Source organism: Pseudomonas sp. PS01297 (assembly GCF_029959305.1).
Classification (GTDB): Bacteria; Pseudomonadota; Gammaproteobacteria; order Pseudomonadales; family Pseudomonadaceae; genus Aquipseudomonas; species Aquipseudomonas helleri.
The window spans coordinates 1-19,988 of record NZ_JASCPQ010000096.1 but is presented as its reverse complement, the minus strand read 5'-3'; the positions used below and the strand labels follow the sequence as shown (position 1 = coordinate 19,988).

Genomic DNA, 19,988 nt, shown 5'->3' with positions numbered 1-19,988 from the left:
AAAATCAAGAGCCCCCTCACCCTAGCCCTCTCCCGAAGGAGAGGGAACCGATTGGGGGATGCTGAAGATATTCGCTGTCCTGTTTGCTGCGCGACAGCGCGGCGTCGTAGACGGTGCGGCAGCTCCTACAGGCGAGGTGTAAGGTTTATTAGCTGTGCAGTGCCCGCTCGTAGGCGGCCAGCACGGCTTCGTGCATGGCCTCGGACATCGTCGGGTGCGGCAGGATGCTGTCGATCAGTTCCGCCTCGGTGGTCTCAAGCCCACGGGCGATGACGTAGCCCTGGATCATTTCGGTGACTTCTTCACCCACCATGTGTGCGCCCAACAGTTCGCCGCTGTCGGCGTCAAAGATGACTTTGACGAAACCTTCGGTGGCGCCCATGGCGATGGCCTTGCCGTTGGCCACGAAGGGGAATTTACCGACATTGATCGCCTTGCCGGCCGCGCGTGCCTGGGCTTCGGTGTAGCCGACGCTGGCCACTTGCGGGTGGCTGTAGGTGCACGCAGGGACGCTGAGCGGGTTCAACGGATGCGGGGTTTGCCCGGCGATTTTCTCCACGCAGATCACCGCTTCGTGGCTGGCCTTGTGCGCCAGCCATGGCGCCCCGGCAAGGTCGCCAATGGCGTACACGCCCGGTTCGTCGGTGCGGCAGTATTCATCGACCTGCACATGGCTGCGCTCGACCTTGACCCGAGTCCCTTCGAGCCCAAGGTCTTCAACGTTGCCCACAATCCCCGCCGCCACCAGCACCACATCGGCCTGTAACGTCTCCTGGCGCTTGCCTTGCAGTTGCACCTGGACGCTGCCCTGCTGGACGCGGCTGCTTTTGACTGCGCACCCGGTGTACAAGTTGATGCCTTCGCGGGTCAGCGACTGGGCCACGTGGGCGCTGATGTCCTGGTCTTCGACCGGCAAGATGCGCTCGGCCATTTCCACCACGCTGACCTGGGCACCCAGGGCGTGGTAGAAGCTGGCGAACTCGATGCCGATGGCGCCGCCACCGATGATCACCAAACGCTTGGGTATGCTTTTTGGCACCAGCGCTTCGCGGTAGGTCCAGAAGTGTTGGCCGTCTGGCTCCATGCCCGGCAACACACGGGCCCGTGCGCCGGTGGCAAGGATGATGTGCGCCGCACTTAGCTGTTGTTCGCCCTGTTCGCCGGTCACGCTCAGACGCTGCGGGCCATTAAGCTGCCCATGGCCGTTGAAGACCTGGACACGGTGTTTTTTCATCAGCCCGCTGACGCCGCGCTGCAACTGCGCCGCCACGTCGCGGGAGCGTTTGACGATGGCCTCCAGGTCCGGTTTGGCCTGGCCCACGTCAATGCCAAAGCCTTTGGCATTGCGGATAAGGCGCAAGACGTCGGCGCTGCGCAACAAGGCTTTGGTGGGGATGCAGCCCCAATTCAGGCAGATCCCGCCCAAGTGGGCCTTTTCGACCAGCGCCGTGCGCAGGCCCAACTGGCTGGCACGGATCGCCGCGACGTAACCGCCGGGGCCGCCGCCCACCACGATCACGTCGAAAGTGTTATCGCTCATGGGGACTCCCTCAAATCAGCATGCCCAGCGGGTTTTCCATCAGGCCCTTGAACACGGCCAGCCATTGCGCTGCCAGTGCGCCATCCACGGCGCGGTGGTCTACCGACAAGGTGCAGCGCATGACCGCTCCGGCTTTCAGCTCGCCGTCTTCAACCACCGGCTTCTGCTGGGTCGCGCCCACCGCCAGAATCGCTGCGTGAGGCGGGTTGATAATGGCGCTGAATTGCTCGACGCCAAACATGCCCAGGTTGCTGATGGTGAAGCTGCCGCCCTGATATTCCTCGGGCCGCAGGCGCCCGTCACGGGCACGCCCGGCCAGTTCTGCGACATCGGCGCTGATCTGCGACAAGGCTTTGCCGCCCGCGTTGCGCACCACCGGGGTAATCAGCCCGGTGTCCGTGGACACCGCCACGCACACATCGGCCTCGTGGTACTGGCGCAGCGCAGTGTCGGTCCAGGTCACGTTCATGGCCGGTACCTGGCGCAGGGCCACGGCCACGGCCTTGACGATAAAGTCGTTGATCGAGATTTTGCGCGGCGCGCTCTGGTTGACTTGCTCACGCAAGGCCAGCAAGCGCTCCATGCGAATTTCGACGTCCAGGTAAAAATGCGGGACCGTGGCCTTGCTCTCTACCAGGCGACGGGCAATGGTTTTACGCATGCCGCTGTGGGGGATTTCATCAAAGCCCGGGCCACTGACCGCGGCCGCAACCACCGGTGCAGGCGCTACGGGGGCGGCGCTGGCGGCTTCAACGTCGCGCTTGACGATGCGGCCGTTGGGGCCGCTGCCTTTGAGGCTCGCCAGGTCCAGCCCTTTGGCCGCCGCCAGACGGCGGGCCAAGGGGCTGGCAAAGACCCGACCCGTTTGCGCGGGCTGCGCAGCGACAGGCGCAGGTACGACAGGCGCCTCATCGGCTACCGGCGCGAGTGCAGCCTGTTGCGCGCCCGCCTTGGCCAGCAACGCGGCAATGTCGACGTTGCTTTCACCTTTGGCAAACAACACACCGATGGGCGAGCCGACTTCCACTTCGCGGCCCGCCTCGACGAGGATTTTACCCAGCACGCCCTCTTCTTCAGCGGCCAGTTCTACCAGGGCTTTTTCAGTTTCGATCTCGGCAATGCAATCACCCACGGCGATTGTTTCGCCTTCTTTGATGGCCCAATTCTGGATGGCGGCGTGGGTCGCGTTGGCCGACACCTCGGGCATGTGCAAGAGCTTGGCCATCAGGCACTCCGGTGGTTGAAAAGGTCAGGACGGTAGGCGGCGATGTCGGCGTACTCGACCAACTCCAGCACGTTGCCTTCCGGATCGCGGCAAAACAGCGCTTTCACCTCGGGACGCAGTTGGATCGCCTCGTCACCGGCGAAAAAGCTCGCACCGGCGCGCTTCAGGTCAGCGACCAGACTGGCGATGTCTTCGACGATAAAGGTCAGGTAACTGGCGTTCTGGCGGTCGAGGATCAACCCGTCGACATGCCGGGTGGGCGTGCGCTCCGGGGCAAGCAATTTGATCCGCTCGCCGTAAGGCGTCTGCAAGCGCACCACGCTGTAACCGCCTTCGCTCAGCCCCACGCGTTGCGCAGCGGCGGCGGGCATTTGCACCTGGGCGACAAAGGTAAAGCCCAGCACGTCCTGATAGAACCGGCTGAGGGCCGGCAAGTCGACGCAGCAAATACCGACTTCCATTGGAACCAGCATGTTGACGCTCATGGACGTGCTCCTTTTTCGCGGATGACCTGTTGCAGGCCTTCAACCACTTCTTCGGTGCGGGCACTGGCGGCACGCTCCAGAACTTTGGAAATACTCGGCGAACCTTCACCGCCGGTAACCCGCTGAATCGGCTGGTCGAGCCAGTCGAAGCAACGGCGTTGCAATTCGTCTGCCAGCCAGCCGCCGTAGGACGTGCCACGGGCGCCCTGCTCGACAATCAGCACGTTGTTGGTCTTGCGGATACTCGCCTCTACCGTGGCCCAGTCAAAACTGGCGCGGTCGAGAAACCGCAGGTCGATGACCTCGGCGTCGATGCCGGTCTGCTCGACGGCTTCCAGGGAATGCCCGACCATGCTCAGGTAAGTCAGGATGGTCAGCTCGCGGCCTTCGCGGCGAATGGCGGCAGTACCAAACGGGATCTGGTAGTCCAGGTCGTCAGTCGGCACTTCACCGGTCTGGCTGTACAAGTCGACATGTTCGATCACCAGTACCGGGTCTTTGCAGGCCAGCGCGGTGTTCATCAGGCCGATGTAGTCAAACGGCGTCGACGCGGCGACGATGCGCCAGCCGGGGCTGGTCACGTAAATGCCCGCCGGGTCCATGGAGTGCTGCGAGCCGTAGCCGGTGCCCATGGCGATTTTGGTGCGCAGTACCAAGGGCACGTCGCTTTGCCCGCCGAACATGTGCCGGGCCTTGCCGATCTGATTGAACACCTGGTCGGCGGCCACCCACATAAAGTCCGGGTACATGAACTCCACCACCGGCTTGAAACGGCCATCGAGGGCCATCCCGCCGCCAAGGCCGCAGAAGGCGTTTTCGCTGATGGGCGTACCGAGAATCCGCTCCGGGAAACGATCTTTCAAGCCACGGGTGGCGCCGTTGGTGCCGCCCTTGAGGCGATGCACGTCCTCGCCCATGACCACGATGCTGTCGTCGGTTTCCATGCGCCGGTTCATCACATCGGCAATTGCGTCGATGAATTTGCGTTTTTCCAGGGTGCCGCTGTAGCTCGATTGCTCGCACGTGCGAGCATCGGCCAGCTCGCTGAGGTCGCCACGAATGCCCACGTCACGAAAGTCCGCTGCCGGCCATAGCTCAGGGCGAATCCGCCGTTTACCCGGCTTGCCGGACGGGTCCGCTTCCAGCAACTGCGCCGCTGCTTCGGCCATGGCCGCCTTGATGGTTTCACGCAGTGCGGTCAGACCGGCATCGTCGATCAGCGCGCGTTTTTTCATTTCAGTGGCCAGACGGTCCAGCGGGTCGCGGGCACGCCAGTGCTGTTCTTCTTCTTTGCTGCGGTAACCGAAAGCGCTGCCGGGGAACGGGCCATTCTGGTGGAAGAAACGGTACACGTCGGCTTCGATCACGGTCGGACCATTACCGGCACGCATGTGCGCCAGCGCTTGTTGCATGGCCAGGTACACCGCCAGCGGGTCCATGCCGTCGACTTTCCAGCTCGGGATGTTAAAGCCCAGGCCCCGGGCCGAAAGACGCGGTTCGGCGGTTGCTTCATCCACCGTGGTCGACACGGCGTAGAGGTTGTTCTCGATAAAGAAGCACAGCGGCAACTTCCAGGCCGCCGCCAGGTTCATGGTTTCCAGCACCGAACCGATGTTGACCGCGCCATCACCGAAATAGGTGACCGCCACGGTGTCGGTCTGCGCATACCGGTGGGCCCAGGCCGCGCCCGCCGCCAACGGCACACCGCCGCCAACGATCGCGTTGGTGCCCAGGGCGCCCGCCTCGGCCCATTGCAGGTGCATGGAGCCGCCACGGCCTTTGCAGAAGCCTTGGGCCAGGCCGAGGATTTCCGCCAGGGTGCGTTGCAGCAAATTCTGGATCGACGGGTTAACCGGCGCTTGCGGGTCAATGCCTTCGGGCATCAGGTACACCAGCGCCTTGGCCAGAAACTGGTGGTGGCCACGGTGCGAACCGTTGACTTCATCTGCCGCACCCAGCGGCACGATCGAACCGACCGCGCCGCCTTCCTGGCCGATGCTGGAGTGTGCCGGACCATGCACCAGGCCTTCTCCGGCCAGTTCCAGTACGGTTTCTTCAAAGGCCCGGATCAGGTGCAACTGGCTGAGCATGGTGCCCAGCAGCGCGGGGTCGGCCTGCTTCCAGTCGGCGTCGGTGGTACTCAGCTCGACCCACGGCGATGCCGGCGACAAGGCAACACTATTCGGCATGTTTACTTCTCCACAAAGAACTCAAAGCGACCGGCCCCTGCGGGCCGGCACAACGAAGGAAAGCTAGAAACCGTTAGCGGTCCAGCCGCCGTCCGAGACGTAGATTTGCCCGGTAATGAAGGTCGCGCTGCCAGAGGCCAGAAACAGCGCCAGCTCGGCCATTTCGCCCGGTTCACCCAGGCGGTGCAGCGGCGTGCGCTTGCTCAGTGCGTCAACGTCCAGACGGCCTGCGCGTTGCAGTTCATCCACCAGCGGAGTGCGGGTGTAACCAGGCCCGATGGCGTTGACGCGGATACCGTGGCGCGCCCACTCGACGGCCAGGCATTTGGTCATGGATACCACCGCCGCTTTGGTCGAGCAGTACGCGGTGCGCTCTGCGGAGTGCGACACGCCCCACATCGACGAGGTGTTGATGATCACGCCCGCCTGCTGCTCAATCATGTGCCGGGCAGCCGCCTGGGCGCAGATGAACACGCTGCTGAAGTTGATCTCTACGGCCCGGCGCCATTCGGCCGGGGTGATATCGAGGGACGGTTTATTGATGGAAACACCGGCGTTGTTGAGCAGCACGTCAATGCGCCCGAAACACGCCTTGGCGTGAGCAAAGGCTGCGTCAATAGCCTCTTCGTCAGTCACCGACGCCTCGAAGCATTCAACCCGGGTATCAGGGAATTCTTGCCGGAGCTCGCCCTTGGCATCGGCCATGGCCTGAGCGTTGATATCGATCAGCAGCAAATGTGCGCCATTGCGCGCAAAGCCTTTGGCGAGGGCCAGACCAATGCCGCTGCCGCCGCCGGTGACCACCACCACTTTGTCCTGGATGCCGGCATAGGCGCTGTGCTGGAAAACAGGTGCAGAACTATCTGAATGGGACATGAGGTTCTCACTTATTTTTATAGCTGGTCATACATTTAAATTAACTTGTCAGACCAGTGACGAAAAACTAACCCGCAGTAAGGGCTCTGTCAAAGGAAATTGTTACCGGATCAGTCAACTCACCGATCAAAACAGCGCGAGGCTGTAGCTGACGATCAGGCGGTTATCGTCCACTGACGGGCCGAAACTGGAGCGCACCATGGCGTTTCTCCAGCGCAGGCCAAGGTTTTTCAGGGGGCCGCTCTGGATTACGTACGACACGTCAAAGTCGCGCTCCCACTCCTTGCCGGTGTTGCTGCCCGCCACCAGCACATTGTCGCCACTGACGTAACGCACAAAGGTAGTCAGCCCCGGGATGCCCATGGCGACAAAGTTGTAGTCGTAACGCAGTTGCCAGGCTTTTTCCTGGGCGGAGGCGAAATTGCGCACCTGAACATCGCTGGGCAACACAGTGGTGGTCGGGCTGAGCCAGATGGTTCCGTCGTCGCCATACATGCGCTGCCAGGCAGCCATTACCGTGTGCCCGCCGTGGGCGGCGCTGAGGGTGGTGAAGAACGAGCGGTTGTCTATTTTTCCGGCCTTGGCATCGCCCTGCTCTTCTGAGTCGAGCAAGCCGATATTGGTGCCCAGGGTCCAGTCGCCTACGGGTTGTTTGTGGGTGAACTGGATAAAGCGCTGCCGGTAAATATCCTCCAGCTCGGCGCCCCACAGGCCGACCATGGTGCGTTCCTGGTTGAAGCGGTATTCACCGCCCAGGTAGTTGTAACGGTCAGAGGTGGCGAAGGCGCGGCCATCGATAAACATGTCTTCGCGGTTGCTGGAATTACGCTGGGTGAAGGAGCGCATCTGCCCGGCATTCAGGGTCAGGCCGGTGATTTCTTTGGAGGTCAGCATCGCCCCCTGAAACGTCTGCGGCAGCAGGCGCGCATCGTTGTATTGGAGGATCGGCAGGCTGGGCAGCAGTTCACCCACTTTCAGTTCGGTCTTCGACATCTTTAATTTCAGCGCCGCGCCCAGGCTGGAAAAGTCATCCGCCGAGCCTTTGCCGTCGGCAGGCAGCAACAGCGTGCCCGCACGCCCACCACCACTGTCGAGCTTGACCCCGAGGCGGCCGATCAGGTCTACGCCTACCCCCACAAACCCTTGGGTGTAGCCAGACTGCGCATTGAGCAGAAAGCCCTGCGCCCATTCCTCGCTCTTGGCCTGGCTGGCGTTGCTGTCACGAAAGTCGCGATTGAAGTAGAAGTTGCGCATCAGCACGTTGGCCGTGGCGTCCTCGATAAAGCCATGCTCCTGCGCCAGAACCAGGCCCGGCAAGGCGCTCAGCAACAGCAGGGGTTGTGTGGCGATGTATTTATTCAGGTTCATTTTTATTGTTTTTCCTGTTGGATTTAAGACGCAGAAACCCCTGGCGAACGCGTGTTTCGCCATACCGTCGGGGGGAATTGGCAGGCGAACCTGCCGGGTTGAATGTTGCGGCTGGTGCTTTAGACCGCCAGCCACTCCTTCATCAAATCGGGATCGTCGGTCAGCGCTTGCGGCGTGCCTTCAAAAACAATCTGCCCGTGGCCCATCACGCAGACCCGCGAAGACACCTTCAGGGCGATGGTCAGCTTTTGCTCCACCAGCAGGATCGACACCCCGCGGTGGTGGATGTCGCGAATGGCCTCGGCCACCACCGCCACGATTTTCGGCGCCAGGCCCTCGGTGGGCTCATCGATCAGCAGCACTTTCGGGCAACCCAGCAGCGAGCGGCACAAGGTAAGCATTTGCTGCTCGCCGCCCGAGAGGTTGCCCGCGCCGGTGTTGCGGCGCTCCCGCAGCCTCGGGAAAAACTCGAACATCTGCTCGACCGTCCAGGCCGTGGCGCCCGGCGTTGGTTCTTGCTGGCCCATACGCAGGTTTTCTTCGACGCTGAGGTTGGCAAACACTTCGCGCTCTTCCGGGACAAAACCGACCCCGGCCCGACTGACCCGGTACGGCCTGAGCCCGGTCAATTCGCGGCCTGCCAGCTGGATGCTGCCCGCGCTGGCAGGCACCAGGCCCATCACCGCTTTCATGGTGGTGGAGCGCCCGGCGCCATTGCGCCCCAGCAAGCTGACCACTTCGTTGTGGCCGATGTTGAGGTTGACCCCGTGCAGCACGTGGCTCTTGCCGTAATGCACATGCAGGTCGCTGATCGACAGCAGGTTTTGCGGGGTCGCACTCATGCGCATTGCTCCTCACCCAGATAGGCTTCCTGTACCTGGCGATCTGCACGGATTTCATCCGGCGTACCGGTGGCGATGACCTGGCCGTACACCAGCACGCTGATGCGGTCGCACAGCGAAAACACCACGTCCATGTCGTGCTCGACAATCAGCAAAGATCGGCCTTGGGTCACCTCACGAATCAACTGCAAGGCGTAGTCGGTTTCTTCGTGAGACATGCCCGCCATGGGCTCGTCGAGCAGGATCACCCGCGGGTCACTGGCTAGGGTCATGCCGATTTCCAGTGCACGCTGCTCGGAGTAAGACAGCTCCGCCGCGCACACGCTTTGTTTGTCTTGCAGGCGCACTTGCTCCAACAGCTTTTCGGTCTGCTCGCGCACCTCGGGGTAACGCTGGACTGAACGCCAGAAGTGGTACTGCATGTGGTGCTTGCGCATGACGGCAATGCGCAGGTTTTCGAACACCGTCAGCCCCGGAAAAATGTTGGTGATCTGAAACGAGCGCGACAGCCCCAAATGGTTGATGTGCTCCGGCGAGCGCCCCTGAATCGGCGTATCGCCCAGCACGATCTTGCCGCTGGTGGGCTGCAACTGCCCGGAGATCAAGTGGAACAACGTCGACTTGCCCGCACCGTTGGGACCAATCACCGCATGCCGTTCGCCGTCGCGCAGTTCAAGCTCTGCGCCGCGAATGATGTGGGCCTCGCCAAAGGATTTGTGCACGTCGTGTAACTGCAGAATTGCGCGGCTCATGGGGCATCTCCTTCGGCTTGCAGCGTGAGTGCGGCAGGTTTGGACCCGCGTTCATCGTCCAGCAGGCGCAGCCATTGGCGCCGGGCCAGTTTGAGCATCAACAGCCCGGCCAGGCCCAGCAGCAGCGGCATGGCCCAGGTCAGTGGCGAACCAGGTAACCAGTCGCGGCCAAACAGGCTGATGGCGGGCCACGGCTGACCGGCAATCAGCAGCGCCTGGTAATCCTGGCTGAACACCCGTTGCAAGGTTTCGATGGCAAACACCACGGCCAGGCTCACCAGCGCAGCCGTCAGCAACGCCGTCACGGCAGCCGGGATCACCGCCAGCCAGCCGTTGCGCCGGATCTGCGCGCTCCAAGCCAGCACCAGCCCGGCCAGACCACTGGGCATAAACATCATCACCAGCACGAACAACAGGCCCTGATACAGCAACCAGGATTGGGTGAGGTCGGAGGCGGCGTTGCCAAAAAAAGTCATCAAGGCCGCGCCCAGAACCGGCCCGAGGAACACGTTAACCCCACCAATGTAGGTGTTGAGGACCACCTCGGCGGAATAGTGCATATCGAACAGCACGTAGTTGGCCGACTCCAGGTTCAGGGCCTGCAAGCCGCCGGCGATCCCTGAAAACATCGCTGACAGGGCAAACACCAGCACCCGCAAGCGGTGCACGTTGTAGCCGAGAAATTGCAGCCGGTGGCCGTTCTCGCGCAGGGCAAAGGTCAGGCGACCCATGGGCGTCAGCGTGAAGGCGTAGAGCAAGGCAATCGACATCACCACCCACACCAGGGTCAGGTAATAGACCTGGGTTGCATCGCCAAAATCCAGGCCCCATGCCGGGCTGCGCATGGACGAAATACCCGCTTCACCGCCAAACAGCGCGCTCAGGTGCGGAGCCAGCGAGTGCAGCAACTCGGCCAGCGCCAGGGTGATCATCGAGAAGTACACACCAGCGCGTTTGGTCGCGAACCAGCCCGCGCACACCCCGCAGATAAAACCACCCAGGGCGCCGATCAGCGGCAGCAAAGGTGTTGGCAGCAGGCCATGACCATTGAGCGCGTTCATCGCGTGCAGCGTGGCAAACGAGCCGACGCCAAAGTACGCCGCGTGGCCAAACGAAAGCATGCCGCCCTGCCCGCACAGCAGGTTAAAAGCACAGGCAAACAAGGCCGCGATCAGCATTTGAATGGCCGCGTTGACCATCGACACCGGTACAACAGCGGGCACCACAACGAGTGCCAGCAGCAAGACCAGCAGCAGGATTTTTGTGAGTTTCATGGTCTACCCCTTCTCGCCCATTAACCCGGACGGCCGGATCAGCAAAATCAGCAGCATCAGCGCAAATGGAATGGTGGCCGCGACGCTGGACACTTTGAGGGTCATCAAACCGCCCATTTGCCGGGCCCATTCACCGGCGCCAAACAGGCCGAACACCGATGCCAGGCTGAGGTCCACGCCCACCGCGAAGGATGAAATCAGGCCGATCAACAGCGAGGCGACCATCGCCCCGGCCATTGAGCCCAAACCGCCGACCACCACCACGACAAACACAATCACCCCAAGCTCCAGCGCCATGTTCGGGTTGGTGGTGTAGAAGGCGCCCGCCAGTGCACCTGCCAGCCCGGCAAGGGCCGCGCCAATACCGAACACCGCCATGAACACCAGCGGCACGTTATGCCCCAGGGCCTCGGCCATTTGCGGGCGATGGATTGCTGCGCGCACCACGATGCCGACCCGGGTGCGGGTCAGCAGCAGGTAGATGAGGGCAAATACCAGCAGCGAGACAATGCCCATCAGCAGCCGGTAGAACGGATAGTCAGTGCTGAACACCTGGAACGCGGCGAAGTTGAGGAACTCCGGCACCCGGTATTCCACCGAGAAGTTGCCGTAGAACAACTTGATCAGCTCAACAATGATGAACGTCAGGCCAAAGGTCAGCAGCAGTTCGTGAGCGTGCCCGTACTTGTGCACGCGACGCAGGAAGAAGCGCTCGACAATCACCCCGATCAGCCCAACCAGCACGGTCGAAAGCAGCACCGCGCCGACAAATCCGACGTATTTTTGCAGGGTGTAGGCCAGGTAGGCGCCCACCATATAAAAGGAGGCATGGGCGAAATTGAGCACGCCCATCATGCCAAAGATCAGCGTCAGGCCAGCTGAAACCATGAACAGCAGCAGGCCGTAGATCACGCCGTTAAGCAGTGAAACTGTGAGGAATTCCATAGGCGACTCCAGCGTTCGCGATGGACAAAAAGGCGTGCCGGGTGGCACGCCAGGCGGCGTCAGTCGGGCCGTTGCATGCGGCAGTCAGCTTGCACCGGCGCTGCGGCTTCATCGGCGCTGAACGACTTGATCGGGACAAAGCCCATGTCAGTGCCGTCAACCTTGTAGCGCGCGTCTTTGGAGACCACCGACACCACGAACGGCATCAACAGTTGGTGGTCTTCGGCGCGCATGCGCACGGCACCCAGCGGGTTGCTGTCGCTGGCTTTTTCCAGGGCCAGGGCGAAGCTGCGGGTGTTGAGGCGGCCGTCTTCAGCTGGCAAGGTTTTCAGCACATTGCCCACCATCTGCAAGGCGAACACGGTTTGCGGCTCGATATAGGCTGGCAGGTGCCCGGTCTTGGCCTGGTACTCGGTGGCGAATTTCTCGCCCTGCTCGCCTGCGGCTTCAATGTTGAACGGGTGCGAAACGTAATGCCCCAACGCAACATCACCGGCGTTCGCCAGGTTGCCTGGCTGATCGAGGAAGGCGGTGCCAAAACGCAATTTGAGGCCCGCCGCACGGCTGGCTTTCATCAGCAAGAGCAAGTCGTTGCCCCAGTTACCGGTGAGTACGGTTTCAGCACCTGAGGCCTGGATACGGGCGATGTAAGGGGCGAAATCCTGGACTTTCTGGGTGTCGTGCAGGCTTTTGCCCACCAACTGGTAACCACCCACCGCGGCGTTGTCGGTGATGGCTTTTTCCATGTCCTGTCCCCAGCTGTAGTTCTGGTTCATGGAATAGACTTTAGTGCCCAGGGTGCCGGCTTCTTTCATGGCTGCCACCAGGGTTTTGACCCGGATGGGCGCATTGCCGTTGAAGCGGAAGTGGTAGAAGTGGCATTTGCTGCCGGTGAGTTCCAGGGCCTCACCGCCGACGTTGAGGAACACGACCTCTTTGCCCTTGTTGCGCAGGTTGTACTTGCGCACATCTTCTGTGATTTGCCCGGCCGCCACTGACGAGGCGCCCTGAACGATCATTTGTGCGCCGCTGCCAATCGCGGCCTTGAGTTTTTCGGAAGCGCCGGCCGGGGTGCCCTGGCTATCGAATTCGAGCAGCTGGATGGGTTCGCCATTCCAGCCACCTTCAGCGTTCAGGCGGTCGATCTGGAAGCGCGTGGCGGCCCGGAACATTTGCCCGGTGGCGGCGGAGGGTCCCGACAGGGTCTCGACCAACGCTACTTTCAAAGGATCAGCGCAGGCGATACCGGCGAGCAGGGTCGTGCCGAAGGTGAGCAGACGCAGCGTGGTCTTTGTGTGCATGGAAGCCTCGTTTTTTATTTTTATGTACGATCTGGTCGAACATCATCATCGACATGTCAGACCAGTTGGCGAAAATTACGACAACGCTGCGCCGAAGTCAAAGCACCCACGGGCAAAAAAGTGCATTTATTTCCGATTGATTCACTCAAACACCTTGAAATGTGCAGGCTTGAGCAGATAAAAAAATTTCTAAACTTGTAAGACCACAGTCCATTCATTCACTATTCTCAGCCAATCACTTATGCCCGTACCCGCGCTGCCTCGCGGCAGAGGACTCACAATGAAAAGCGTTAACGTACAAAGCAACCAGCCCTTGCCAATGGAAATCGTCAACTGGCTCAGTGGCGAAATCCACTCCGGGCGGCTGGCCACCGGCGATCAACTGCCCAGCGAGCGGCAGTTGTGCGAACAGTTTTCGGTCAGCCGGGCGGTGGTGCGCGAAGCCTTGTCGCAACTCAAGTTCGAAGAACTGATCACCACCCAGCAAGGCAAAGGCGCTTTCGTGGCCAAGCGCGGCGAGCGTCACGCCTTCCGCCTCAACGAAGTGTCGCTCGACGAAGAAGACTCCCTGCTGCACATCCTCGAGTTCTTGATCACCATCGAGGTGGGCGCCACGCGCCTTGCGGCGTTGCGTCATACCCCGGAAGACCTGAAGAAAATTCGCCAGGCGTTGGTCGGCATGGAATACGCCATGGTCAACGACCAACTGGGCGACGAAGAGGACTATGCCTTCCACCAGGCGATTGTCGCGGCCACCCATAACCCGCACTTCAAATCGCTGAATGAATACCTCGATCACAGTGTCCGGCGCCTGATTCGCGAGGCCCGCAGCAACACGGCGGCGATCTACAACGAGCTGATCCAGGCCGTGCAGGACGAACACCAGGCCATCTTCCAGGCCATTCAGGCGCGCGATCCGGTGCGGGCGGGCGAAGCCGCCGAGCGTCATTTGCGCAATGCTGCCAAACGCATGGACATGTACCTGCAGGACTGATCCTCCTGCAGCACCCTTGACACTGAAAAGGGAAGCCTCCTACCATCCTGTCAGACAACAAAAACAAATGTCAGACAGGTTAAACTTCATGATCACTGGCCAGACGCGTTTGATCGGCATCGTTGCTGATCCGATCGCCCATGTAAAAACCCCGCAAGTCATCAATCAGAGTACGGCCAACCAAGGTCTGGATGTGGTGTGCGTACCCCTGCACGTGCACGCCGAAAACCTGCAAAAGGTGCTGGGTGGCGTAGGCGGCTTCGCCAACCTGCAAGGCCTGGTCGTTACCATCCCGTACAAGGAAAGCATCCTTGAATACTGCGACGACCTGACCGACATCGCCCGCCAGGTCGGTTCGGTGAATGCCATCCGCATCGACCCTGAAACCGGGCGCCTCACGGGCGGCAACTTTGACGGCGAAGGCATGCTGGCAGGCCTGCACCAACAGGGGCATACGGTTGCTGGCAAACGCGTGTTGCTGGTGGGCACGGGCGGCGCGGGCAAGTCTATTGCCTGGTCCCTCGCCCAGCAAAAACCTGCTCGACTGGCCCTCTACAACCGTTCACCGGCCCGTGCGCAAGCGTTGCTGGAGCGTCTGCAAAAACAGTTTCCTGAGCTCGATCTGGTCATTAGTGACGGCAATGCGCAGGACTACGACGTGGTCATCAACGCCACCTCGCTAGGCCTCAAGGACGATGATCCCCTGCCCCTCGATCCGAACACCTTGCAAGCAGGCGCTTTGGTCTGCGAAGCCGTGATGCGCGCCGACGGCACCGCGCTGCTGGCGGCGGCACGCGAGCGCGGCTGCGGCACTCACCCCGGTCAGCACATGATTTACGGGCAGGTGGTGCAAATCTGCCGCTTCCTCGGTGTTGACCTGCAACCTGAACACGTTGCGCGCATTCTCGGCCACTGACCCCTGCCCTCTCTGGAGACACTGCTCATGTATGACTTCAACAACCGCGTCTTGCTGCTGACCGGCGCCAACGGTGGTATCGGCCGCGAAGTGGCGAAGCTGTTTTATCAATACGGCGCGTCGATGGTGCTGACGGATCTGGACGGTGAAGGGTTGGCGGACTTCGCCCGGACGCTGGACCCACAGGGTGATCGTGTGGCCACCTTGCGCATGAACGCAGGCGACCCGGATGACTCGGCAAAAGCGGTGCACCTGGCGGTCGAGCGCTTTGGCGGGATTGATTTTCTGGTGCCGTCTGCCGGGCTGTACCAATCACAACCGATTCGCGAAATGACCGACGAGCAATGGCGCCAGACTTTGGGCATCAACCTCGACGGCGTGTTTTACCTGTGCAGCCGCGCCATCCCGGCCCTGCGCGCCAACAGCGCCATCGTTAACCTGACCTCCGTGGCGGCGCACCGAGGCGCGTATTCCAACGCCCACTACGGCAGCTCCAAAGGTGGCCTGCTGAGCCTGACTCGCGCGCTGGCCCGTGAACTGGGGCCGCAGACGCGGGTGAATGCGGTGTCGCCGGGCATCATCGAAACCCCGATGACACAAAGCCTGATCGCCACCCGTGGCAGCGATTCGGTGGAACAAACCCCGCTCAAACGCCTCGGCCAGCCGAGTGAAATCGCCTCTGTCATCGCCTTTTTGTGCAGTGACGGATCGAGCTTCATGACCGGGGAAGTGCTGCATGTGAATGGCGGGTTGTATATCGCGGGGTGAGGTTTCTCAGTCGAACAACAATCCGGTAGGAGCGAGCTTGCCTCGCGATCTTTTGATCTTGAAAAGCCTTGCGTCGGCGTACATATCCATTGGCTGCGCAACGGCGTTTTACGGGTTTCGCTCTTACAGCGAGGCACTTTTGTCAAACAGCCACAAAAGTACCCAAAAAGGCCTTGCCCCGGCGTACGGCCTTCGCTGCGCTCAGGTTCCCTCGTTCCAGTCCTGCTCCGCGGGCACGCCGCCACGGGCCATCCATGGCCCATCGCGGCTCTCCCGGCATCCATGCCGGGACACCCACTGCGCAGAACCTCCACTCGGCCTCCCGAAGGGGCGGGTAGATCAAGATCAAAAACCAGATCACAAACCAGATCACAAACCAGATCACAAACCAGATCACAAACCAGATCACAAACCACCGGGGGACCAGATCACAAGCCAAATCAAAAGATCGCGAGGCAAGCTCGCTCCTACAGGGATTTGGGGTTTGGGGTTATGTGGGGGTGTGGTGGGCCAGCCATTGCAATAAACGCTCATCTTCACCCGCCGCTGCAATCACTTGCAGGCCTACGGGCAGGCCTCTCACCTGCCCTGCTGGCAGGCTGATGGCGGGCAGGCCGGTGAGGTTCCAGGGGCTGGTGTAGCTGAGCACGGCAGCGCGGACGTCGATGAGTTGCTCCCCTACGGGTGTCTCCCGTGCGTTCACTGCCGGGGCGATGATCGGTACGCTGGGTGAAAGCAACAAGTCATAGTCTTCGAATAACCGCGCCATCTGCGCCTGATACTGCTGCTGGGCCCGCTGCGCGCGAATGTACTGCCAGCCGCGAACTTCTTGCGACAGTTCAAGGCGCTCGCGCACTTCCTGGTCGAACAATTGCGGCGCCTCTTGCATGCGCTCGGCATGCACGTCGTAGGCCTCGGCGCGTTGCAGTATCAGCAGGGTTTCTTTCATGCCGGCGGCCATGGCGGCCAATTCCGTCACTTCGTGCAAGGTATCGCCAAACACCTGCTTGGCCGCCTGGTAAACCTGTTGATCCACTTCGGCGTCGACCGGGCCGAAGCTGCCTGAGGTGATCCAGCCAACTCGCAGGGCACGCGGCTCAGTGGCCGTCGCCGCGCATGCCCTACCCGATAACACTTCGAACAGCAGGCGCGCGTCTTCAACCGAGTTGGCAATCGGCCCGGCGTGGTCGAGGCTGGACGACAGCGGGAATACGCCTTCCAGTGGCACGGCAGCATAGGACGGCTTGAAGCCGACCACACCGCACAACGCCGCCGGTATCCGGATCGAGCCGCCAGTGTCCGTACCCAAGGCCAACGGCACCATGCCGCTGGCCACAGCCGCCGCGCTGCCCGCGCTGGAGCCGCCCGTGATGCAAGCTGGGTCCCACGGGTTGCGGGCCGCGCCCTGTAGCGAGCGGTCGCCCGTCGGGCCGTAGGCGAATTCATGGGTCAGGGTTTTGCCGACAATCACCGCACCCGCCTCGCGCAAGCGCTGCACACACACGGCATCACGACGCGGCCTGAAGCCTTCGAAATGCGCCGAGCCATAGGTGCTGACGTAGTCCAACGTGTCGATGTTGTCTTTGACCGCCACGGGTATGCCGTGCAGCGGCCCCAGGTCCTGGCCTTGGGCCAACAGGTCGTCGGCCTTGCGCGCCTGGGCCAGAGCAACCGGCGCATCCACTTGAACGAAGGCGTTCAGGGTCGGGTTCAGCCGCTCGATGCTGTCGAGAGCGGCCTGGGTCAGTTCAACGCTGGTCAAGCTGCCGTCGCGCAGGCGTTCAGCCAGTTCGACGACCGATCGACCGAAAAAATAGCCAGCATGGGCGGGTAATACCGGGCTCATACAAACACCTCAATCAAACAGCAGCAGGAAGGGGGGAAGCAGCCGGACGGCCGCCTGGGCGCACCATCAACATGGCGCTCATGCCCAACGCGGTCGCCACTGCGGCGGCCACGAACATCGACGAATAGCCGTAGCGAACGGTCAGGTAGCCGGTCAGCATCGGGGCAATGAACGAAGCGGTGTTGGCAATAAAGTGGGTCATGCCGCTGTAGGCGCCGACGCGGTTGGACGGCGCAGTGTCGATGACCACGGCCCAGTACACCGAGTTAGGCAGCGCATTGAGGGCGTTGGCCAGGGTCATCAGGGCAATCACGCCCCAGACGGTCTGGGCCTGCGAAACCATGATGAAGCACAGCGTGGTCAACAGCAGGCAAGTCGCGGCCAGCCAGCTGCGGGCGACTTTAAGGTTGCCGGTACGGCGCAGCAGCAGGTCGGAGATTTTGCCGCCCAGCAGCACGGTAAAGCAGGCACCGGTCCACGGGATCATGCCCATGTACCACAGCGAGGACAGGTTGTAGTGGAACTCGTCCTGCAGGTATTTGGGGGTCCAGGTCAGCAGCAGGAAGGTCACGTAGACGAACGAGAAGTAGCCGACCGCGTTGAGCAGCAGGTCCTTGTTTTTGAAGAAGTGCCAGACCGGTGTCAGCGTGGTGGTTGGCGTCGAGGCATTGACCGCTTCGGCGCGTTCTTTGCGCAGGTAGTCCAGTTCGGCCTTGGACACTCGCGGGTTTTCATCGGGGGTGTTGGTGAAGCGCGTCATGAAGAAAATCAGCAGCGCCAGGCTGATCACACCCAGAATCACGAACATACTGCGCCAGTCGCCGGTCAGGGTTTGCAGGCCTACCGCAATCGGCGCCGTCAACAGCGCACCCAGCGGCGTGCTGAGCAAACCCACCGACACCACAAAACCGCGCTCTTTGGGGGTGGCCCAGTTCGCCACACTCTTGTTGATGACCGAGTACGCCGGGCCTTCAGCGAAACCGAACATCACCCGGATGGTGGCGAAACCGGCCATCGCCGAGCCGCCCAGAAACGCCAGGCCGAAGTCACCGGCAAAAGCGGTTGCGATTTCAAAGATCGACCAGGTGGCACCAGCGATCAGCCAGATACGTTTGGCGCCAAAACGGTCGGCCAGAATGCCGCCGATCAACGCCCCCAAAATGTAACCGTAACCAAAGTAACCCAGCACCTTGCCCCAGTCGGCTTTGTCGAAACCGTACTCGGGAAGGATGCTCGCCGATGCGTAGGCAATGGCGCCGCGATCAATGTAATTGAGCAGTGCCATCAGCATGATCAAGAAGAAAATCTGATAGCGGAAGGAAGGGATAGCTGGGTTGTTCATAGGTATCTGACTCTTCAAATGATGGCAGAAGTCAAAAAGTCGGCCGCTTCCGGCGTATTTTTATTTTTTTACCCAAACGTTTGGGTTGACGAAATGTAGAGCGAGTAAAAATTTTAGTCAAACGTTTGGGTAAAAATTTTGTCCGGCCGAAAATCGCCCGTTCAGGTAGAATCCGCGCGCTCATAACAGACAGCAGGAAACCCCTCGAACATGCCGAACCCAGCCCGCCCCGCCACCCTCAAGTCCATGGCGACTGCACTTGGCGTGCATGTGTCCACCGTGTCCAGGGTGCTCAACGGCGACCCGGCGGGCGTCGAACGGGCAGCATCGGCCGAGGTGATTGAGCGTATTCGCGCATTGGCAAAAGAGCTGGATTATCGACCGAACACGCAGGCATCTAACCTGAAATTGCGTAAAAGTGAGGAAATCTGCGTGCTGATGCCGCGCATCACCGACCTGGTGATGGCGACCATTTACGACAGCATCGACAGCAGCGCTGAACAGGCGGGCTACCTCACGTTCGTGTCCAACACCGACGACCAGCCCGTGCGCCAGATGCAACGTGCCGAACACGCCTTGCGCCGCTCGGTGGCCGGACTGATCGTGGCTGACTCCCACGTGGGAGAAACCCAGCCACTGTTCGAGTTGTTGACCCGCAAACACATCCCCTACGTGCTGGCCAGCCGCCAGATAGCCGGGCAAGTCGCGTCGTGCAGTAACGATGAGCTGGGCGGCTGGTTGGCGGCGGAGCATTTGTACACCCTGGGCTGGCGCGACGTCGCGATTCTGGCAGGCGAACGCCACGCCTCAACCGGCGCCGATCGCACACGCGGCTTCACCCGCTACTTTCGCGAACAGGGCATCACCCTGCGCCCGGAATGGACGCTTAACGGCCCTTTTGACAGCCTGACCGGGCACCAGCAAGGCGAACACCTGCTGGGGCTGAGCCCGCGCCCGCAAGCGTTTTTTGCGGTCAACGACTTCCTCGCCATCGGCCTGATGGGCGCTGCACGGGACAAAGGCCTGCTGCCGGGCAAAGACATCGCCGTGGTCGGTTTCAACGACATCGCCCTCGCCCACGAACTCACCGTGCCACTGACCAGCGTGCGCTTGCCACTGGCCGAAATGGGCCAGCAGGCGGTGGAGTTATTGCTGAAACGGATCAAGGGCGAAGCCGTTGAATCGATTGTGCTGACCCCACAACTGCAAGTGCGGGCAAGTTCTACAGTGTTGCCCAAGCCGCTGTAATCCGTTCAGTCCCCTTTCGGTAGGAGCTGCCGCAGGCTGCGATCTTTTGATTTTTTTAAAAGATCGCAGCCTGCGGC

General features: G+C 61.3%; 17 protein-coding genes. 4 read left to right on the top strand and 13 right to left on the bottom strand.

Annotated elements, in window-relative coordinates; genetic code table 11:
• Positions 1–148: 148 nt before the first annotated feature.
• From lpdA to QMX84_RS22005, 11 genes are all read right to left on the bottom strand, one after another.
• Complete coding sequence (gene lpdA / locus QMX84_RS22055; protein WP_282364777.1) at positions 149–1,540, bottom strand: dihydrolipoyl dehydrogenase; 1,392 nt, start codon at positions 1,538–1,540, stop codon at positions 149–151.
• Positions 1,541–1,550: 10 nt separating this feature from the next.
• Positions 1,551–2,765, bottom strand: coding sequence for a pyruvate dehydrogenase complex dihydrolipoamide acetyltransferase (locus QMX84_RS22050; RefSeq protein ID WP_282364776.1), 1,215 nt, complete (start codon positions 2,763–2,765; stop codon positions 1,551–1,553).
• Entirely contained in the window at positions 2,765–3,250 is a 486-nt protein-coding gene (locus tag QMX84_RS22045) for a VOC family protein (protein WP_153328603.1), read from the bottom strand. Before QMX84_RS22045 ends, QMX84_RS22050 begins: the two co-directional genes overlap by 1 nt.
• Positions 3,247–5,439: an alpha-ketoacid dehydrogenase subunit alpha/beta gene (locus tag QMX84_RS22040; protein ID WP_282364775.1), complete on the bottom strand. Its 2,193-nt coding sequence runs from the start codon at positions 5,437–5,439 to the stop codon at positions 3,247–3,249. Before QMX84_RS22040 ends, QMX84_RS22045 begins: the two co-directional genes overlap by 4 nt.
• Before the next feature lie 63 nt (positions 5,440–5,502).
• Complete coding sequence (locus QMX84_RS22035) at positions 5,503–6,315, bottom strand: SDR family oxidoreductase (RefSeq protein ID WP_282364774.1); 813 nt, start codon at positions 6,313–6,315, stop codon at positions 5,503–5,505.
• A gap of 126 nt (positions 6,316–6,441) precedes the next feature.
• The gene (locus QMX84_RS22030) at positions 6,442–7,683 is read right to left on the bottom strand and encodes an OprD family porin (RefSeq protein WP_282364773.1); all 1,242 of its coding nucleotides are present in this window, start codon (positions 7,681–7,683) and stop codon (positions 6,442–6,444) included.
• Positions 7,684–7,802: 119 nt separating this feature from the next.
• The gene (locus tag QMX84_RS22025; protein ID WP_048369282.1) at positions 7,803–8,525 is read right to left on the bottom strand and encodes an ABC transporter ATP-binding protein; all 723 of its coding nucleotides are present in this window, start codon (positions 8,523–8,525) and stop codon (positions 7,803–7,805) included.
• Positions 8,522–9,277 (bottom strand): ABC transporter ATP-binding protein, encoded by a 756-nt coding sequence (locus QMX84_RS22020; RefSeq protein ID WP_282364772.1) that lies wholly within the window; start codon positions 9,275–9,277, stop codon positions 8,522–8,524. Before QMX84_RS22020 ends, QMX84_RS22025 begins: the two co-directional genes overlap by 4 nt.
• Positions 9,274–10,551: a branched-chain amino acid ABC transporter permease gene (locus tag QMX84_RS22015; protein ID WP_048386915.1), complete on the bottom strand. Its 1,278-nt coding sequence runs from the start codon at positions 10,549–10,551 to the stop codon at positions 9,274–9,276. The genes QMX84_RS22020 and QMX84_RS22015 overlap by 4 nt, the downstream gene beginning before the upstream one ends.
• Positions 10,552–10,554: 3 nt before the next feature.
• Entirely contained in the window at positions 10,555–11,496 is a 942-nt protein-coding gene (locus QMX84_RS22010) for a branched-chain amino acid ABC transporter permease (protein WP_048386914.1), read from the bottom strand.
• Positions 11,497–11,555: 59 nt separating this feature from the next.
• A complete protein-coding gene (locus QMX84_RS22005; RefSeq protein WP_262123647.1) occupies positions 11,556–12,797 on the bottom strand; it encodes a branched-chain amino acid ABC transporter substrate-binding protein in 1,242 nt (413 codons plus the stop codon).
• Positions 12,798–13,077: 280 nt separating this feature from the next.
• Between QMX84_RS22005 and QMX84_RS22000 the strand changes: the two genes are divergently transcribed.
• From QMX84_RS22000 to QMX84_RS21990, 3 genes are all read left to right on the top strand, one after another.
• Positions 13,078–13,791, top strand: coding sequence for a FadR/GntR family transcriptional regulator (locus QMX84_RS22000; protein WP_048369286.1), 714 nt, complete (start codon positions 13,078–13,080; stop codon positions 13,789–13,791).
• 88 nt (positions 13,792–13,879) lie between these two features.
• A complete protein-coding gene (locus QMX84_RS21995; RefSeq protein WP_262123648.1) occupies positions 13,880–14,707 on the top strand; it encodes a shikimate dehydrogenase in 828 nt (275 codons plus the stop codon).
• A 27-nt stretch (positions 14,708–14,734) separates the two neighbouring features.
• Entirely contained in the window at positions 14,735–15,475 is a 741-nt protein-coding gene (locus tag QMX84_RS21990) for an SDR family NAD(P)-dependent oxidoreductase (protein WP_262123649.1), read from the top strand.
• 490 nt (positions 15,476–15,965) lie between these two features.
• Here QMX84_RS21990 and QMX84_RS21985 read toward each other — a convergent pair whose 3' ends face one another.
• Both QMX84_RS21985 and QMX84_RS21980 read right to left on the bottom strand, forming a co-directional pair.
• Complete coding sequence (locus QMX84_RS21985; RefSeq protein WP_262123650.1) at positions 15,966–17,321, bottom strand: amidase; 1,356 nt, start codon at positions 17,319–17,321, stop codon at positions 15,966–15,968.
• Between the two features lie 13 nt (positions 17,322–17,334).
• Complete coding sequence (locus QMX84_RS21980) at positions 17,335–18,663, bottom strand: MFS transporter (RefSeq protein WP_153336296.1); 1,329 nt, start codon at positions 18,661–18,663, stop codon at positions 17,335–17,337.
• A 210-nt stretch (positions 18,664–18,873) separates the two neighbouring features.
• On the opposite strand from QMX84_RS21980, the gene QMX84_RS21975 reads away from it, so the two are divergent.
• Positions 18,874–19,911, top strand: a complete 1,038-nt coding sequence (locus tag QMX84_RS21975; RefSeq protein WP_282364771.1) for a LacI family DNA-binding transcriptional regulator — start codon at positions 18,874–18,876, stop codon at positions 19,909–19,911.
• The last annotated feature ends 77 nt before the right edge of the window (positions 19,912–19,988 follow it).

What these genes read in the sequence shown, in the direction of transcription:
- QMX84_RS21990 (WP_262123649.1), top strand. Translation starts at nt 14,735, where the DNA reads ATGTATGACTTCAACAACCGCGTCTTGCTGCTGACCGGCGCCAACGGT.
- QMX84_RS22030 (WP_282364773.1), bottom strand. Translation starts at nt 7,683, where the DNA reads ATGAACCTGAATAAATACATCGCCACACAACCCCTGCTGTTGCTGAGC.
- QMX84_RS22040 (WP_282364775.1), bottom strand. Translation starts at nt 5,439, where the DNA reads ATGCCGAATAGTGTTGCCTTGTCGCCGGCATCGCCGTGGGTCGAGCTG.
- QMX84_RS22015 (WP_048386915.1), bottom strand. Translation starts at nt 10,551, where the DNA reads ATGAAACTCACAAAAATCCTGCTGCTGGTCTTGCTGCTGGCACTCGTT.
- QMX84_RS22000 (WP_048369286.1), top strand. Translation starts at nt 13,078, where the DNA reads ATGAAAAGCGTTAACGTACAAAGCAACCAGCCCTTGCCAATGGAAATC.
- QMX84_RS21985 (WP_262123650.1), bottom strand. Translation starts at nt 17,321, where the DNA reads ATGAGCCCGGTATTACCCGCCCATGCTGGCTATTTTTTCGGTCGATCG.
- lpdA (WP_282364777.1), bottom strand. Translation starts at nt 1,540, where the DNA reads ATGAGCGATAACACTTTCGACGTGATCGTGGTGGGCGGCGGCCCCGGC.
- QMX84_RS22010 (WP_048386914.1), bottom strand. Translation starts at nt 11,496, where the DNA reads ATGGAATTCCTCACAGTTTCACTGCTTAACGGCGTGATCTACGGCCTG.
- QMX84_RS22045 (WP_153328603.1), bottom strand. Translation starts at nt 3,250, where the DNA reads ATGAGCGTCAACATGCTGGTTCCAATGGAAGTCGGTATTTGCTGCGTC.
- QMX84_RS22050 (WP_282364776.1), bottom strand. Translation starts at nt 2,765, where the DNA reads ATGGCCAAGCTCTTGCACATGCCCGAGGTGTCGGCCAACGCGACCCAC.
- QMX84_RS21975 (WP_282364771.1), top strand. Translation starts at nt 18,874, where the DNA reads ATGCCGAACCCAGCCCGCCCCGCCACCCTCAAGTCCATGGCGACTGCA.
- QMX84_RS22020 (WP_282364772.1), bottom strand. Translation starts at nt 9,277, where the DNA reads ATGAGCCGCGCAATTCTGCAGTTACACGACGTGCACAAATCCTTTGGC.
- QMX84_RS21995 (WP_262123648.1), top strand. Translation starts at nt 13,880, where the DNA reads ATGATCACTGGCCAGACGCGTTTGATCGGCATCGTTGCTGATCCGATC.
- QMX84_RS21980 (WP_153336296.1), bottom strand. Translation starts at nt 18,663, where the DNA reads ATGAACAACCCAGCTATCCCTTCCTTCCGCTATCAGATTTTCTTCTTG.
- QMX84_RS22025 (WP_048369282.1), bottom strand. Translation starts at nt 8,525, where the DNA reads ATGAGTGCGACCCCGCAAAACCTGCTGTCGATCAGCGACCTGCATGTG.
- QMX84_RS22005 (WP_262123647.1), bottom strand. Translation starts at nt 12,797, where the DNA reads ATGCACACAAAGACCACGCTGCGTCTGCTCACCTTCGGCACGACCCTG.
- QMX84_RS22035 (WP_282364774.1), bottom strand. Translation starts at nt 6,315, where the DNA reads ATGTCCCATTCAGATAGTTCTGCACCTGTTTTCCAGCACAGCGCCTAT.